Raw genomic sequence first — 13,336 nt, forward strand, 5'->3', positions numbered from 1 at the left:
AAGAAATCTTTTCGGGGTCTGTGATAAGGATCAGGCATTCGCTACAAAGCGATTCGTCACCTTCACAGATATATTTACTCGCACACATCGAGTCTCACTGTTCAGTTTTCAAGGAACTTTTTTGTATGTCGCTTATCACTAACAGCGACTTTTATATCTTATCAAACAACCAGTTAAAATGCAATACCATTTTTCAAAAAATGTTTTGCTTTATTCCAGAGGTTTATGTGCTGTTTTTCAGCGACAAAAAATAATATATCATATATTCATTTATTAAGTCAACACACTTATGTATACTTTTTATTTCGTATATACTTAGAAAGTTCTTTAGAGGATACGAAACGGGAATACAGCTTAAATAAAACGTAATATCGCTGCTCCATGGCTTTACGTACAATCTCATCTGTGCGATGATCACCAAGATCAAACAAAACCTCTTCAAGTTCTTTTCGAATTAAATATTGAACTTCTGAACACTCACGTGTTGAAAATAAGAATCCCATCATCAGCAGTCGTCACTCCTCTATACCATATAGATATGGGATTATATTTCCAGTTTTTTATCTTCTTTATACCCTTTACTAAAGAAAAGCCACGACAAAGCGTGGCTTGACTTCTTGCAGCTTTATTTAAACACTTGTTTCATCATTTCCATTTCCTGCCCCATGAAGCTTTGAATCAACATTGGCGTAATTGTACTTTCAATCACCGCTGCCAAAAACAGCATGACCACAACGCTCCCTACAATCAATGGTAAATCGCGAAGCAACTTGCTAAAATTCGCTTTCGTTGTACCTCTACGTTCTTTGACAAATAGGCTAACTAGCCAATCGTATGTTAAAACGCCCAGCCTAATTCCAATCGCGGAAGCGAAAATGATGGCACTAAGTTCTAGAATGCCGTGTGGTAAAATGCCGGTCAAAAAGATTTTGAGCGGACTAATCCCACTTACTGCATACATTTTAAGCAGAAATCCAAGCAGCAAACCGTTTGTGATTAATCCCATAGCAGGATATAGGCCAAAGAAAAAAATCCCAAGACCGATCATACTAAACGCCGCCATTACATTATTTTCAAAAATAACCCAAAACGTATAAAGCGGATTATTCGCTGCTCCAATATCGCGTGCAATGCGCTCGATACTCTCCATCATCTGCTTGACAAGCTGCTTGATCGTCTCTGCATTAGTATAACCCAATACAATCCCGAGCAGCATAAGCACGGCAGCGATCCATACATAGCGTTTATTCTCACGGACAATACTCCCTAGTCTACGTACCATTTACCTGTTGTTCCCCTTTCCTAAGCAGCTTCCCCTTCTTGCATCATATCATAAATTCTTTTCTCGATATTCCTTTTATTCTACAAGCATATCCTTGTCTCACCTGCATACATATGTAATGGACAAGGATGAATCCTGTTAGGAGGTGTAATTTTGTTTTGGATTGTAAACGCCAGACGTCTTAAGCAGTATCTTATCATTTTCACAGCCGCTTTATTCGCTATCGGTATCGCCTGGGCGGAGAGAGATAATATTTCAGTCTTCACATCGGGCAAGAGTGGTCCCAATGCTATTTACAAAGTAGAAACAAAGGAAAAAAAGCTCGCGCTCACCTTCGACATTAGCTGGGGAGAAGAGCGAGCCGGCCCGATTTTGGACATCCTTCAACAAAAGGGAGTTAAAAAAGCAACCTTCTTCCTCTCCTCCCCTTGGAGCGAGAGTCATCCCGATATCGTAAAACGCATTAAGGATATGGGGTATGAAATTGGGTCACACGGCCATAAGCATGTTAATTACAGCGGTTTAACTGATGATGAAATCCGCACGCAGATTAGTAAATCACACGAAATTTTAAAGGGCTTAACCGGAGCCGCCCCCACACTTATTCGTACCCCCAACGGTGACTTCGACAAACGCGTACTCAAAATTGCGGACAAGATGGGCTACACAGTAGTTCAGTGGGATACCGATTCGAAGGATTGGATGAACCCCGGCACCGAACAAATTACTAAAAACGTCGTAGGTAAAGCTCATCCAGGTGACATCGTCCTCTTGCATGCCAGCGATTCTTGCAAGCAAACGCACCTTGCACTTCCTGCAATCATCGATCAATTACGCGGTAAAGGCTATGAATTCGTGTCTGTATCTGAATTGATGGCAGGCGCCAAAGTCGACACAAAAGAAGTGAAATAACCAACATAAAAAAAGCCGGGCGATTACTTCGCCAGGCTTTCGTTTTTGCGTAAAATACGATGCAGCTGCATGATCTGCCATGTATTACAGAGCAGGAGCGGAACAATCATCATCGTCATTGATTTCAAATTATTTTCCCGCAGAGCAGGAATCCACTCTAGAATCGTTACAACAAACATAAAAAATATGGTCGGAATCCATGCCGAGCGATTTGTCGCCCGTACCTTCGCATAAGCCACGGCAACCGCGTACGCCAGCAGGCCCAACGGCAGCCATACATAGCTAAGCATGGACTCGTGCTTCGCAAAAATATCATGCCGCAGGACAACTAAATCAATAAAAACGAAAGCAATAATAATCACCTGAATCCCGTACCAGAGGCTTTTTCGTCTGAAGACGCTCAAAGCGAGATAGTTCACCGTCAAATAAGCAAAAAAACCCATTTGGCTTACCACACTGAACATCAGCCCGGCAATCAAACTTCCGATAACCCCCATACCAAAATTCGCAAACCCGCCGCTGGTTGTCTCCTGTCCAATAAGCACCCCTGAAATCACGGCACCCAATGCCCCGATCAGAAGCGTCGTATAAAAAAGAAAGGACCACTTCCGTAATGTCACCGCTCTACCCCCATGCTTGCTCTTTTTCCATTTTGATTGTACCAATCGCCCTATAAAAAAACCAGCAATTTCGCGCATTTGCCATAAAGCCCAGCACTACCAATATTCACCGACCTATCCTAATTGCTCAAAAAGGATAAACAGCTTCCTCCTTTCACATGCTAGGAATAGCCATACTACTTGAGAAAAGAGGGACGAATAGGATGAAGGATATGATTGTTAGCACACGCTCCGCCCTTTCCTGCATTCTTCTGCTGATGATCGTACTTACCGGATGCGGTGGTGTGACTCAGCAAAAAGGGAAATCTGCCTCTTCCGATTACAACGAGACAAAACAAATGGTCATTGATATTCTAAAAACAAAAGAGGGACAAAAAGCTATTAAAGAAGCCAGCAAAGGTAGCAAAATGAGTACACAGAGTACAGGTACAGGCGGTGGACAGGGCGGCGGTGAGGAAGCCGGACAAATGCAGGCTCACGAGATGATGCAGGACCCGAAGTTCGCCAGTTCGATGGCCAAAGCCATGGAAAAGGAAAATGAAAAAACCCTCAAAAATTTGATGAAAGATCCGGAGTATCAAAAAATGATGCTTGATATTATGAAGGATCCAGATTATCAAAAAATGGTTCTTGAAACCATGAAAAGTCCCGCATATCGCCAGCAAACGATGAACGTTATGAAAGAATCACTGCAAAGCCCTATGTTTCGACTTGAGATGATTAACATTGCCCAGAAAGCTCAGGAGCAGATGATGAAGCCTGAGCAGAGCAAGGGAAAAGAGAAGGAAAAGGGCGGCAGTCAAGGTGGCGGCGGACAGGAACAAGGTAGCAGCGGAAAAGGTGGCGGTGGTGGAGGAGGAAAATAGCTACCTCACTTTTTATTTCTTTACACATAAAAACGGAAGAGGAGGCGTACCTTCTCTTCCGTTTCGTAATTATACTTTGATGCCCGCTTTCTGATCAACAGTTCTTGCTAATTCCATATAAATCTTGCCGATGTTTTCATGCTCCTGATACACAGACGGGCCGAATCGTTCTTCATCGCGCATCGGCTCCGGCTGACCCAGCGGAATTTGTACCAATACTTCACTCTGCAGCTCTTCTGCCAGCTTTTGTCCACCGCCGCTGCCAAAGATCGGATCCTTCTGCCCGTCTTTGTCAATGTAGTAGGACATGTTCTCCACCACACCGAGAATCTCATGATTCGTACGAATTGCCATCGCTCCGGCACGGGCTGCCACGAATGCAGCTGTCGGATGAGGTGTCGTCACGATAATTTCCTTGCTTTGCGGGATCATCTGATGCACGTCAAGCGCTACATCGCCTGTTCCTGGAGGCAAGTCCAAAATCATATAATCAAGCTCACCCCAATGAATTTCACTAAAGAAGTTACGCAGCATCTTACCAAGCATCGGTCCGCGCCAGATAATTGGTGAATTATCCTCGACAAAGAAACCCATCGAGATAACTTTTACACCGAACCGCTGCACAGGCATAACCATATTCTCCACTACTACCGGGCGCTGAGTAATCCCCATCATATCCGGGACGCTGAAGCCATAAATATCGGCGTCGATCACACCAACCTTTTTGCCCATACGCGCAAGGGAAACAGCAAGGTTAACCGTAACCGTCGATTTTCCTACACCGCCCTTACCGCTTGTAACAGCGATAAATTGTGTCTTAGAATCCGGTCTAAGAAGCGGTGACACCTGATCAAGACCTGCTCCATGTCCCTGTACCGTGCCATTATTCGGTGCAGAAGCAGAAGCCTGTGCATTACCGCCGCGAATCATAGCAGCGACACGCGCACGTTCTTCATCGGTCATCGCTCCAAAGTTTACCACTACCTGCGTTGCACCCAGCGCTTTGATCGCATTTTCTACATCTTCTTGAATCTTGACCTTCAACGGACAGCCCTGAATTGTTAAAATTACATCCAACTCTACTTTATCGCCATCAATCTTAATATTACGCACCATGCCCAACTCCACTACACTGCGGTGGATCTCCGGGTCTTCTACACCTTGTAATGCTTCTAACACTTTTTCTTCTGTAATCACTATAGTTCACCTCTTCGAAATGACGTGCTCCCCTTATTATACCATCCTGTTATTTTTCCTCCAAAGTTTATTGTACGTCTTCGACACTTTCCCCGGAATAATAACGAAGGATTCCTTGGTATATCGCATTTGCCATCTGCTTCTGATACTGGGAGGAACTCATGAGCCTTGCTTCCTCCTCATTGGAGAGAAATCCTACCTCTACTAGTGCAGCCGGGCATTCCACAGTACGTAGGATAAAGATATCATCCGTCTTTTTAGCGGTTCTGTCTGTATTATTAATCACACGTTTAATTTCATCCTGAATCAATTGGGCTACTTGACCGGACTGCTTTCGTGTAGGGGAATAGAATGTCTGCGCTCCCTTCCAGCGGGGTGAAGGTATCGCATTTAGATGGACACTGATTAATAAGTCCGCTTCCTTCTCCTTAATCATTCTGGCCCGCCTAAGCAGATCCTCCGTTTTACGTTTGCTTAACCCTTTCGTATCTGGGTTCGCCAAATCTGTATCAATTTCTCTTGTCATGACAACCAATGCACCGGCCTCCTGAAGAAAATCCCGCAGATACAGACTAATTGGCAATGTCACATCCTTCTCAATCAAGCCCTGCTTGCTCGCTGCTCCCCCGTCCGGACCACCATGCCCTGCATCAATCGCGATTACCTTTCCGGATAACGGAAGCGACCAGGAAGACCATGATTCATCATCCATAGGCATATTATATGTAAATAAGAAGACCAAAAGCATAAGAGCCCCTAGCCAGAACATGATTTTCTGCTTCAATGACACCCGCTCCTTCTCTGTATGTGCTTTACTACAACATATGTACAACCTCCCCGTTTATTCTTCTTACAGCCACTTTCCTCGACAATAGCTATATAGACATTTATGCCAAATAGAAAGCGAGCTTCTCTATCGAAGCTCGCTTTCTATTTTCTACAGGAGTTTTAGTTTGCGCTGTTTCCTTCCATAAGCCAGACCCTTACGAAACCATCTACGTGCCACATCTTCAGCTATAATGGAGATAGAATACAAGTCCCATTCTCCAAGGTGGCGATATAGCCGGTAATTGCTCATTAGGGAGTGTATCGTAGAGAGCTGATCTTTACTATATCGGCTTTCAATCTCTTCCGTTGTGTATCCTGCCTCGTACTGTTTACTTGCATCTACTCCCTGGAAAAAGCATTCCGCAATCATTTCACCCAGGTATTCTTCCACCAAGTATCGCTGCAATCTGGTAAGGTGCCGGATGGAGACTTCAATAATATCGATGTAGTATTGATGCACTTCTTCCCGATCAATCCATTCCAGCACCCGCTTACGAACGCTTTCATCCCGTGTGCGCATATGCTTTTCAAAAGAAACAATGTTATTCTCCATGCGATCACCTTGCTTTATCTTATGTCTCCATTATAGGATTGCCTCTCTTTTTATCCGTTCATACCTTCCTACATGAAAACAGCAAAAAACCCAATCCATGATGGATTGGGTTTTCGTATCTGTATGAATGTCTCCAAAATTAGCGCTTGGAGAATTGAGGCGCACGACGAGCAGCTTTAAGACCGTATTTTTTACGTTCTTTCATGCGTGGGTCGCGAGTTAAGAAGCCAGCAGATTTCAGCGCACCGCGCAGTTCTGGATCAGCTTCAAGCAGCGCACGGGAGATACCATGACGGATTGCACCCGCTTGACCTGTTGTACCGCCACCATTTACATTTACGAGCACATCGTACTTACCTTCTGTTTCAGTAAGAACGAGTGGTTGTTTTACGATCAGTTTCAATGTTTCAAGACCAAAGAATTCATCCATTGAACGTTTGTTGATGATGATTTGACCATCACCCGGTACGAGACGAACGCGTGCAATGGAGTTTTTACGACGACCTGTTCCGTAATATTGAACTTGTGCCACGAATTTTCCCTCCTTTTACTACCCGCGCAGTTCCCAGTTTTCAGGTTTTTGCGCTTGATGTGGATGTTCAGTTCCAGCGTATACATTCAGCTTTCCGATCAGTTTGCGACCCAGACGGTTTTTCGGCAGCATGCCTTTAACAGCAAGCTCGATTACGCGCTCAGGCTTTGTAGCAAGCATTTGACCAGCTGTAGTTACTTTTAATCCGCCTTGGTATCCAGAATGGCGATAGTATTTCTTATCAGCCATTTTCTTACCAGATAATTGGATTTTCTCAGCGTTGATTACAACAACGAAATCGCCTGCATCAACGTGTGGTGTGAACTCAGGTTTGAATTTTCCGCGAAGAATTGCTGCTACTTCACTGGCAAGACGTCCAAGCGTTTGCCCTTCAGCATCAACTACATACCATTTACGCTCTACTTCGTTTGGCTTGGCCATGTATGTGGTGCGCATTATTTTCCCTCCTAAAAAAGCGTGCATTACACGATTGTTCCGTTAACCTATATATTTTAAAAACCAACACATTTCGGGGCATAGTGGGGTTTTAAAATACCGAATTTGATATTACTACACATCGGGTTACAAAGTCAAGATAAAATTATACACCAGGTCGCGTTGACTGTCTGAGAGGATGTTTAATCTGCCTCGTATTCTACCTTCCAAAGATAGAGTCCGTGTGGAGGAGCTGTGATACCGGCAAGGTTGCGATCTTTAGCTTCAAGCATTTTCTTGACATCTTCGATCTGCCACTTCCCCTTGCCAACTTCGACCAGCGTACCTACCATAATTCGGACCATATTATAGAGAAAGCCATTGCCTCGAAACGTCAACCAGATATCCTTGCCCTGATGCGGCAGTGCCGAATCGCGCTCATATTCGTCAATGCGGATCTCATATATGGTACGAATCTTATCCTCCACTCTTGTTCGTACGGAGCAAAAGGATGTGAAGTCATGCGTACCAATTAAATAACTAGCAGCGGCTCGCATATTCTCTATATTGAGCGGAGTTTTAATATGCTGGGACCACTCGCGCAGAAACGGATCAGGAATAGGCTGATTCAGCAAACGATAGCGGTACGTCTTCTCTGTGACATGATAGCGCGCATGAAAAGACATCGGCATCTCCTCCGCATTCAGGACAACGATATCATCAGGCAGGAGTGTATTCATGGCCGGAATAAGCCGGTCTGCTGGAATCCGACTGGTCGTGCGAAAATGCGCCACCTGTTCCCTTGCATGCACTCCAGAATCTGTACGTCCTGATGCTACGATCACCGTCTCATGCTGAAGCACACGATGAAGTACTTTCTCGATCTCTAACTGTACACTTGGTCCGTTCGTTTGGCGTTGCAGGCCGTAATATGCCGTTCCCTGGTAGCCAAACGTTACTTTAATCTTGCGCCATTCCAATGTACCCTTCATCCTTTCTCACAAAGCAAACCAAAGCTACCACCATTTTTTACGCACGCAGCAGCAAAACGACGATGGCAATTACAATGGTAATACCAAAAAGAATCGCATCCCGCATGCCATAGCGCAGCTGCCGATACTTCGTCCGTCCTTCTCCGCCGCGGTATCCTCTCGCCTCCATCGCAAAGGCCAATTCTTCAGCCCTGCGAAATGATTGCACGAACAACGGTACAATAAGCGGAATAATCCCGTTAATCCGTTGAATGATAGACCCGCTAGAAAACGACGCTCCTCGTGACATCTGCGCTTTGGCAATCTTGTCCGTTTCCTCCAAAAGAGTAGGAATAAAACGCAGTGAAATCGACATCATCAGCGCTAATTCATGAGCAGGGAACTTAAACCGACGCAACGGGGAAAACAAACTCTCCAATCCATCCGTCAACTGGATCGGTGAGGTGGTTAGCGTCAGCAGAGACGCAGACATCATCAGCAAGATAATACGCGCTGATACAAATGCGGCGTCTATGAGCCCCTTCTCATGTATCTCGATGAACTTCCAAGAGAAAAGCACCGGACCCTCTTTGTTCGTAAAAATCTGTAAGACTACCGTCAGTGCAATAATCCATAATGCAGGCTTCAGCCCTTTTAGAACATAGATGATCGGAATGCGGGATAATATAATACCCAGAAGACTTACCGCCGCGACGAATAGAAATGCATACAACGAGTTCGCCAAGAAGATAAAAATAATGAAAAAGAATACGAATAAGAGCTTACTACGCGGGTCACAACGATGCAGGAACGAATCGCGGGGTATATACTGTCCAATCGGTATAGAGTTCATGAAACTCATCCCAGGCCCCCTCCCTTCTTTGGAAAACGTCGCGCCAGTTCATCGGCTAACGTCTCCGGATCAAAAATATCAAAAGGAAGAGGAGCCATACTGTCCCCAGTCATCTGAATCCGCTCATTGAATTGAGAAATAAAGCGTGTAATCTCCGGCAGCTCAAGACCTGCCTGCCGAATCTTATCCGGGCTCTCGAACACTTGCTTAGGCGTACCTTCCATCCAGATACGTCCTTCATTCATCACATACAAATAATCGGCATACAACGCTGCATCTTCCATGCTGTGTGTAACTAGAATGGTTGTACGCTTCTCTTCACGATGAACGCGGGCCACCATCTCAAGAATGGCATGATGCCCTGACGGATCAAGACCTGCAGTCGGTTCATCCAACACCAATATCTTCGGATTCATGACAAGCACTCCAGCAAGCGCCACACGCCTCATCTGACCGCCGCTAAGGGCAAAGGGAGACTTCTCCCCATACTTCTCAGGATCAAGTCCTACAAGCCGCAGAGCAGCGTCTACTCGCCCAGAAATCATGTCTTGCGGCAGACCCATGTTGGTAAGACCAAAAGCCACATCTTTTCGCACCGTCTCTTCAAACAATTGATATTCCGGATACTGAAAAGCCAGCCCCACTTGCTGACGGAGCTTCTCAAGGCCTTTTTTCTTTTTGGCAGGCAGCGTAAACTCTCCTACCTGCATCGTGCCTTCTGTCGGGATAAGCAAGCCGTTTAATAACTGGATGAGAGTAGACTTCCCAGAGCCTGTATGGCCGATTACAGCAACATAGCGGCCATGCGGAATAGACAGAGACACACTCCGAAGCGCCTGATAAGTAAACGGTGTACCCGGGGAGTACGTATATCCTACATTTTCTAATCGGATATCCATAAGCTGTCCAACACTCCCTCCCCCGTCATTTTCAACTCATCAAAAACCAAGCCTCTTTGACGGAGGCGATACTGCAGATCACAAGCAAAAGGCACATCCAATTCAAGCCCACGCAGCCACTCCACCTGTTGGTACACACTGCCTGGCGTGCCTTCTCCAACAAGCTTCCCGCCGTCCATAACAAGAATGCGGTCACTATGAAGCGTTTCTTCAAGGTAATGTGTAATCTGGATTACGGTCATCCCGAATTCGCGGTTCATACGCTGTACGACTTCAAGGACTTCCTTACGTCCCCGAGGATCAAGCATCGCTGTTGCCTCATCAAGAACAAGCACTGCCGGCTGAATCGCAAGTGCACCTGCAATAGCTACACGTTGCTTTTGCCCACCGGACAAACGATTCGGCTCCGCAGTGCGGAATTCAGTCATATGAACTTGAAGCAGTACTTCCTTAATCCTCTCCTCCATCTCTATAGACGGGACACCGATATTCTCCATACCAAACGCAATATCATCTTCTACCGTCGGCGCCACGAATTGATTATCTGGGTTCTGGAACACCATACCAACCTGCTGCCGTACTTCCCAGATACGCTCTTCATTCGCCGTTACGATTCCAGATACTTCGATATTGCCCTCAGAAGGGAGCAGCAGACCGTTCAGCATCTTCGCCAGCGTGGATTTACCTGAACCGTTATGCCCGATAATGGAAAGGAATTCGCCCTTCTTTACATCAAATGTTACGCCATTCACCGCTTTCTCTACCGCATTTTCATACGTAAAAGAAACATCGGTCAGGCGAATGATCGCTTCACTCACGCCGATCCCACCACCATTTTACTATGCAAAAAAAGGGTGATTTCATCCTCACCCTTTCTTGCGCCAGTGCTAACTATTCAACTAACTCAAGGTATACCATTGGTGCGCCGTCTCCACGACGAGGCCCAATTTTCAAGATACGAGTATAACCACCTTGACGCTCAGAAAAGCGAGGTGCAACAGTATCGAAAAGTTTTTGAATTGCATCCTGGTTTGTTTCTTTATCTGCCACTTCTTTACGCACAAAAGCGGCTACTTGACGACGAGCGTGCAGGTCACCGCGTTTAGCCAGCGTAATCATTTTTTCAGCGATCGAACGAACTTCTTTCGCCTTGCTTTCCGTTGTCTCGATGCGCTCATTAATAATCAGGTCAGTTACCAGGTCGCGGAAAAGAGCCTTACGAGCGGCACTATTACGGCCTAATTTAGAGTATGCCATCCTTTTTCCCTCCTTAAGACAAACAATCTATCGTTTCTAATCGTCTTTACGAAGCCCAAGACCCAGCTCTTCAAGCTTCTCTTGTACTTCTTCAAGCGATTTACGGCCAAGATTGCGCTGCGTCAGCTCTTGTACAGTATTAATACCGGCACGCTTCAAGCAGTTGTAGGAGCGGACAGAAAGATCCAGTTCTTCGATCGTCATCTCGAGTACTTTTTCTTTTTTGTCTTCTTCTTTCTCTACCATAATTTCGGCTTCCTGCGCCTCATCGGTGAGACCTACAAACAAATTGAGGTGTTCCGTCATAATTTTTGCGCCAAGGCTTACCGCTTCTTCCGGACGAATACTTCCGTCTGTCCACACTTCAAGCGTAAGCTTGTCATAGTTTGTTACCTGACCTACACGTGTATTTTCTACCTGATAGTTTACACGGTTGATCGGTGTATAGATGGAATCAATCGGAATTACACCGATTGGCAGATCGGGGCGTTTGTTCTGATCGGCAGGTACATAGCCGCGTCCACGATTGGCAACCATACGAATATGGAGACGTGCTCCTTCTTCTAATGTGGCAATAACCAATTCAGGATTCAGAATTTCTACATCACTATCTGCGCGAATGTCAGCAGCCGTGACGACACCTGCGCCTTCCACGTCAATTTCAAGCACTTTCTCTTCATCCGAATGGATTTTAAGAGAAAGAGTTTTTACATTTAAGATGATCTGGGTAGTATCTTCTACCACGCCTTCGATCGTGGAGAACTCGTGGAGGACCCCATCGATTTCAACGCTAACTACTGCGGCACCTGGAAGTGAAGAAAGTAAAATACGACGTAAGGAGTTGCCGAGCGTTGTGCCGTATCCGCGCTCAAGAGGCTCTACCACAAACTTGCCATAGGTAGACTCATCACTTACTTCTACCACTTCGATCTTTGGCTTTTCGATTTCGATCATCAAACAAACCCTCCTTCAAAACGTCGAAAATTCCGGACGGGTCTAAGGTCCACGACCGGAATTCCCCTTTGGCGGTTACCAGTAAATCGCAACCAAAGCACAGACCTGTTTGTGTCATATTATAATAGTATGCACAGGTGTATAACTTTTTAAACTGCTAGTTTATGCGACTTGCTGCCAAATTATACACGACGACGTTTTGGTGGACGGCAACCATTATGAGGAATAGGTGTTACGTCTTTGATCATGTTAACTTCCAAACCCGTAGCTTGCAAAGAACGGATGGCAGCTTCACGACCAGAACCCGGTCCTTTAACCATAACTTCAACAGCCTTCATGCCGTGCTCCATTGCAGCTTTTGCAGCTTGCTCAGCAGCCATTTGAGCAGCAAACGGAGTGCTTTTACGAGAGCCTCTGAAACCAAGGCCACCAGCACTTGCCCAGGAGATTGCATTTCCGTGTGGATCCGTGATTGTAACGATCGTGTTGTTGAATGTAGAACGGATATGCGCGATACCAGACTCAATATTTTTGCGATCACGACGACGAGTACGAGTCGCAGCTACTTTTCTTTTCGCCAACTTCATTTACCTCCTTTACTTCTTCTTATTCGCAACAGTGCGGCGCGGCCCTTTGCGAGTACGTGCATTCGTTTTCGTACGTTGACCACGAAGCGGCAGACCTTTGCGGTGACGAACACCACGGTAGCAGCCGATCTCGATCAGACGCTTGATGTTGAGAGATACTTCACGACGAAGGTCCCCTTCAACTTTAACTGTTTTATCAATATACTCACGAAGCTTCGCTGCTTCATCTTCGGTCAGATCACGAACACGCGTGTTCTCATCAATACCTGTTTCGCTCAGGATTTTCACGGCAGTGGAACGGCCCACGCCAAAAATGTAAGTCAACGCGATTACTACGCGCTTGTCACGAGGTAAGTCAACCCCAGCAATACGTGCCATGTATCATGCACCTCCTTAATAAATTAGCCTTGTCTTTGCTTATGCTTCGGATTTTCACAGATTACCATGATCTTGCCTTTACGGCGAATGATCTTGCATTTCTCGCAAATCGGCTTTACAGATGGTCTTACTTTCACTTGGATAACCTCCTGTCGGTTCTAGAGTGGAAATATTAGAGGTTGGAGGCTAAGCTAACCTCTAACTCTTCACGT

The 13,336-nt window shown here is 45.7% G+C and carries 19 protein-coding genes; 2 read left to right on the forward strand and 17 right to left on the reverse strand.

Translation table 11 applies throughout. From position 1 onward, the window contains the following. Positions 1 to 287 precede the first annotated feature (287 nt). Both AB3351_RS22345 and AB3351_RS22350 read right to left on the reverse strand, forming a co-directional pair. Positions 288 to 506, reverse strand: coding sequence for a hypothetical protein (locus AB3351_RS22345; RefSeq protein ID WP_371149334.1), 219 nt, complete (start codon positions 504 to 506; stop codon positions 288 to 290). Positions 507 to 625: 119 nt separating this feature from the next. Beyond that, the gene (locus AB3351_RS22350; protein WP_371149335.1) at positions 626 to 1,282 is read right to left on the reverse strand and encodes a stage II sporulation protein M; all 657 of its coding nucleotides are present in this window, start codon (positions 1,280 to 1,282) and stop codon (positions 626 to 628) included. A gap of 150 nt (positions 1,283 to 1,432) precedes the next feature. On the opposite strand from AB3351_RS22350, the gene pdaB reads away from it, so the two are divergent. Then, on the forward strand, positions 1,433 to 2,194 hold the full coding sequence (gene pdaB, locus AB3351_RS22355) for a polysaccharide deacetylase family sporulation protein PdaB (protein WP_371149388.1): 762 nt from the start codon (positions 1,433 to 1,435) through the stop codon (positions 2,192 to 2,194). A 23-nt stretch (positions 2,195 to 2,217) separates the two neighbouring features. Here the strand turns inward: pdaB and AB3351_RS22360 are convergent, their stop codons facing one another. After that, positions 2,218 to 2,814, reverse strand: coding sequence for a KinB-signaling pathway activation protein (locus AB3351_RS22360; RefSeq protein ID WP_371149336.1), 597 nt, complete (start codon positions 2,812 to 2,814; stop codon positions 2,218 to 2,220). A gap of 212 nt (positions 2,815 to 3,026) precedes the next feature. Between AB3351_RS22360 and gerD the strand changes: the two genes are divergently transcribed. Then, positions 3,027 to 3,680 carry a spore germination lipoprotein GerD gene (gene gerD, locus AB3351_RS22365; RefSeq protein WP_371149337.1) on the forward strand — a complete coding sequence of 218 codons (654 nt, stop codon included), beginning with the start codon at positions 3,027 to 3,029 and terminating at the stop codon, positions 3,678 to 3,680. Between the two features lie 69 nt (positions 3,681 to 3,749). On the opposite strand, the gene AB3351_RS22370 is transcribed toward gerD, so the two are convergent. The 14 genes from AB3351_RS22370 to rpmJ form a co-directional block, all read right to left on the reverse strand. After that, on the reverse strand, positions 3,750 to 4,877 hold the full coding sequence (locus tag AB3351_RS22370; protein WP_371149338.1) for an Mrp/NBP35 family ATP-binding protein: 1,128 nt from the start codon (positions 4,875 to 4,877) through the stop codon (positions 3,750 to 3,752). Positions 4,878 to 4,944: 67 nt separating this feature from the next. Then, the gene (gene cwlD / locus AB3351_RS22375) at positions 4,945 to 5,661 is read right to left on the reverse strand and encodes an N-acetylmuramoyl-L-alanine amidase CwlD (protein WP_371149339.1); all 717 of its coding nucleotides are present in this window, start codon (positions 5,659 to 5,661) and stop codon (positions 4,945 to 4,947) included. A gap of 153 nt (positions 5,662 to 5,814) precedes the next feature. Continuing rightward, on the reverse strand, positions 5,815 to 6,258 hold the full coding sequence (locus AB3351_RS22380; protein WP_371149340.1) for a hypothetical protein: 444 nt from the start codon (positions 6,256 to 6,258) through the stop codon (positions 5,815 to 5,817). Between the two features lie 139 nt (positions 6,259 to 6,397). Next, on the reverse strand, positions 6,398 to 6,790 hold the full coding sequence (gene rpsI, locus AB3351_RS22385; protein ID WP_021624732.1) for a 30S ribosomal protein S9: 393 nt from the start codon (positions 6,788 to 6,790) through the stop codon (positions 6,398 to 6,400). 18 nt (positions 6,791 to 6,808) lie between these two features. After that, on the reverse strand, positions 6,809 to 7,246 hold the full coding sequence (rplM, locus tag AB3351_RS22390; RefSeq protein ID WP_371149341.1) for a 50S ribosomal protein L13: 438 nt from the start codon (positions 7,244 to 7,246) through the stop codon (positions 6,809 to 6,811). A gap of 182 nt (positions 7,247 to 7,428) precedes the next feature. Further along, the gene (gene truA / locus AB3351_RS22395; RefSeq protein ID WP_371149342.1) at positions 7,429 to 8,205 is read right to left on the reverse strand and encodes a tRNA pseudouridine(38-40) synthase TruA; all 777 of its coding nucleotides are present in this window, start codon (positions 8,203 to 8,205) and stop codon (positions 7,429 to 7,431) included. A 49-nt stretch (positions 8,206 to 8,254) separates the two neighbouring features. Then, positions 8,255 to 9,049 carry an energy-coupling factor transporter transmembrane component T family protein gene (locus AB3351_RS22400; protein ID WP_371149389.1) on the reverse strand — a complete coding sequence of 265 codons (795 nt, stop codon included), beginning with the start codon at positions 9,047 to 9,049 and terminating at the stop codon, positions 8,255 to 8,257. Between the two features lie 5 nt (positions 9,050 to 9,054). Beyond that, complete coding sequence (locus AB3351_RS22405; protein ID WP_371149343.1) at positions 9,055 to 9,948, reverse strand: energy-coupling factor transporter ATPase; 894 nt, start codon at positions 9,946 to 9,948, stop codon at positions 9,055 to 9,057. Beyond that, complete coding sequence (locus AB3351_RS22410; RefSeq protein ID WP_371149344.1) at positions 9,933 to 10,766, reverse strand: energy-coupling factor transporter ATPase; 834 nt, start codon at positions 10,764 to 10,766, stop codon at positions 9,933 to 9,935. The genes AB3351_RS22405 and AB3351_RS22410 overlap by 16 nt, the downstream gene beginning before the upstream one ends. A 73-nt stretch (positions 10,767 to 10,839) precedes the next feature. Further along, positions 10,840 to 11,205 (reverse strand): 50S ribosomal protein L17, encoded by a 366-nt coding sequence (gene rplQ / locus AB3351_RS22415; protein WP_043066255.1) that lies wholly within the window; start codon positions 11,203 to 11,205, stop codon positions 10,840 to 10,842. Positions 11,206 to 11,241: 36 nt separating this feature from the next. Then, positions 11,242 to 12,159: a DNA-directed RNA polymerase subunit alpha gene (locus tag AB3351_RS22420; RefSeq protein WP_371149345.1), complete on the reverse strand. Its 918-nt coding sequence runs from the start codon at positions 12,157 to 12,159 to the stop codon at positions 11,242 to 11,244. A 182-nt stretch (positions 12,160 to 12,341) separates the two neighbouring features. Further along, positions 12,342 to 12,740: a 30S ribosomal protein S11 gene (rpsK, locus tag AB3351_RS22425; RefSeq protein WP_371149346.1), complete on the reverse strand. Its 399-nt coding sequence runs from the start codon at positions 12,738 to 12,740 to the stop codon at positions 12,342 to 12,344. Between the two features lie 15 nt (positions 12,741 to 12,755). Beyond that, entirely contained in the window at positions 12,756 to 13,124 is a 369-nt protein-coding gene (gene rpsM / locus AB3351_RS22430; RefSeq protein WP_371149347.1) for a 30S ribosomal protein S13, read from the reverse strand. A 23-nt stretch (positions 13,125 to 13,147) separates the two neighbouring features. Next, a complete protein-coding gene (rpmJ, locus tag AB3351_RS22435; RefSeq protein WP_015617898.1) occupies positions 13,148 to 13,261 on the reverse strand; it encodes a 50S ribosomal protein L36 in 114 nt (37 codons plus the stop codon). Between the last annotated feature and the right edge of the window lie 75 nt (positions 13,262 to 13,336).

Origin of the sequence: Aneurinibacillus sp. REN35, assembly GCF_041379945.2 — a bacterium.
GTDB lineage: Bacteria > Bacillota > Bacilli > Aneurinibacillales > Aneurinibacillaceae > Aneurinibacillus.

Coding starts and splice junctions, on each gene's coding strand:
- AB3351_RS22345 (WP_371149334.1), bottom strand. CDS start 506: ATGATGGGATTCTTATTTTCAACACGTGAGTGTTCAGAAGTTCAATAT.
- AB3351_RS22350 (WP_371149335.1), bottom strand. CDS start 1,282: ATGGTACGTAGACTAGGGAGTATTGTCCGTGAGAATAAACGCTATGTA.
- gerD (WP_371149337.1), top strand. CDS start 3,027: ATGATTGTTAGCACACGCTCCGCCCTTTCCTGCATTCTTCTGCTGATG.
- AB3351_RS22380 (WP_371149340.1), bottom strand. CDS start 6,258: ATGGAGAATAACATTGTTTCTTTTGAAAAGCATATGCGCACACGGGAT.
- rplM (WP_371149341.1), bottom strand. CDS start 7,246: ATGCGCACCACATACATGGCCAAGCCAAACGAAGTAGAGCGTAAATGG.
- AB3351_RS22400 (WP_371149389.1), bottom strand. CDS start 9,049: ATGAACTCTATACCGATTGGACAGTATATACCCCGCGATTCGTTCCTG.
- AB3351_RS22405 (WP_371149343.1), bottom strand. CDS start 9,948: ATGGATATCCGATTAGAAAATGTAGGATATACGTACTCCCCGGGTACA.
- rplQ (WP_043066255.1), bottom strand. CDS start 11,205: ATGGCATACTCTAAATTAGGCCGTAATAGTGCCGCTCGTAAGGCTCTT.
- AB3351_RS22420 (WP_371149345.1), bottom strand. CDS start 12,159: ATGATCGAAATCGAAAAGCCAAAGATCGAAGTGGTAGAAGTAAGTGAT.
- rpsM (WP_371149347.1), bottom strand. CDS start 13,124: ATGGCACGTATTGCTGGGGTTGACTTACCTCGTGACAAGCGCGTAGTA.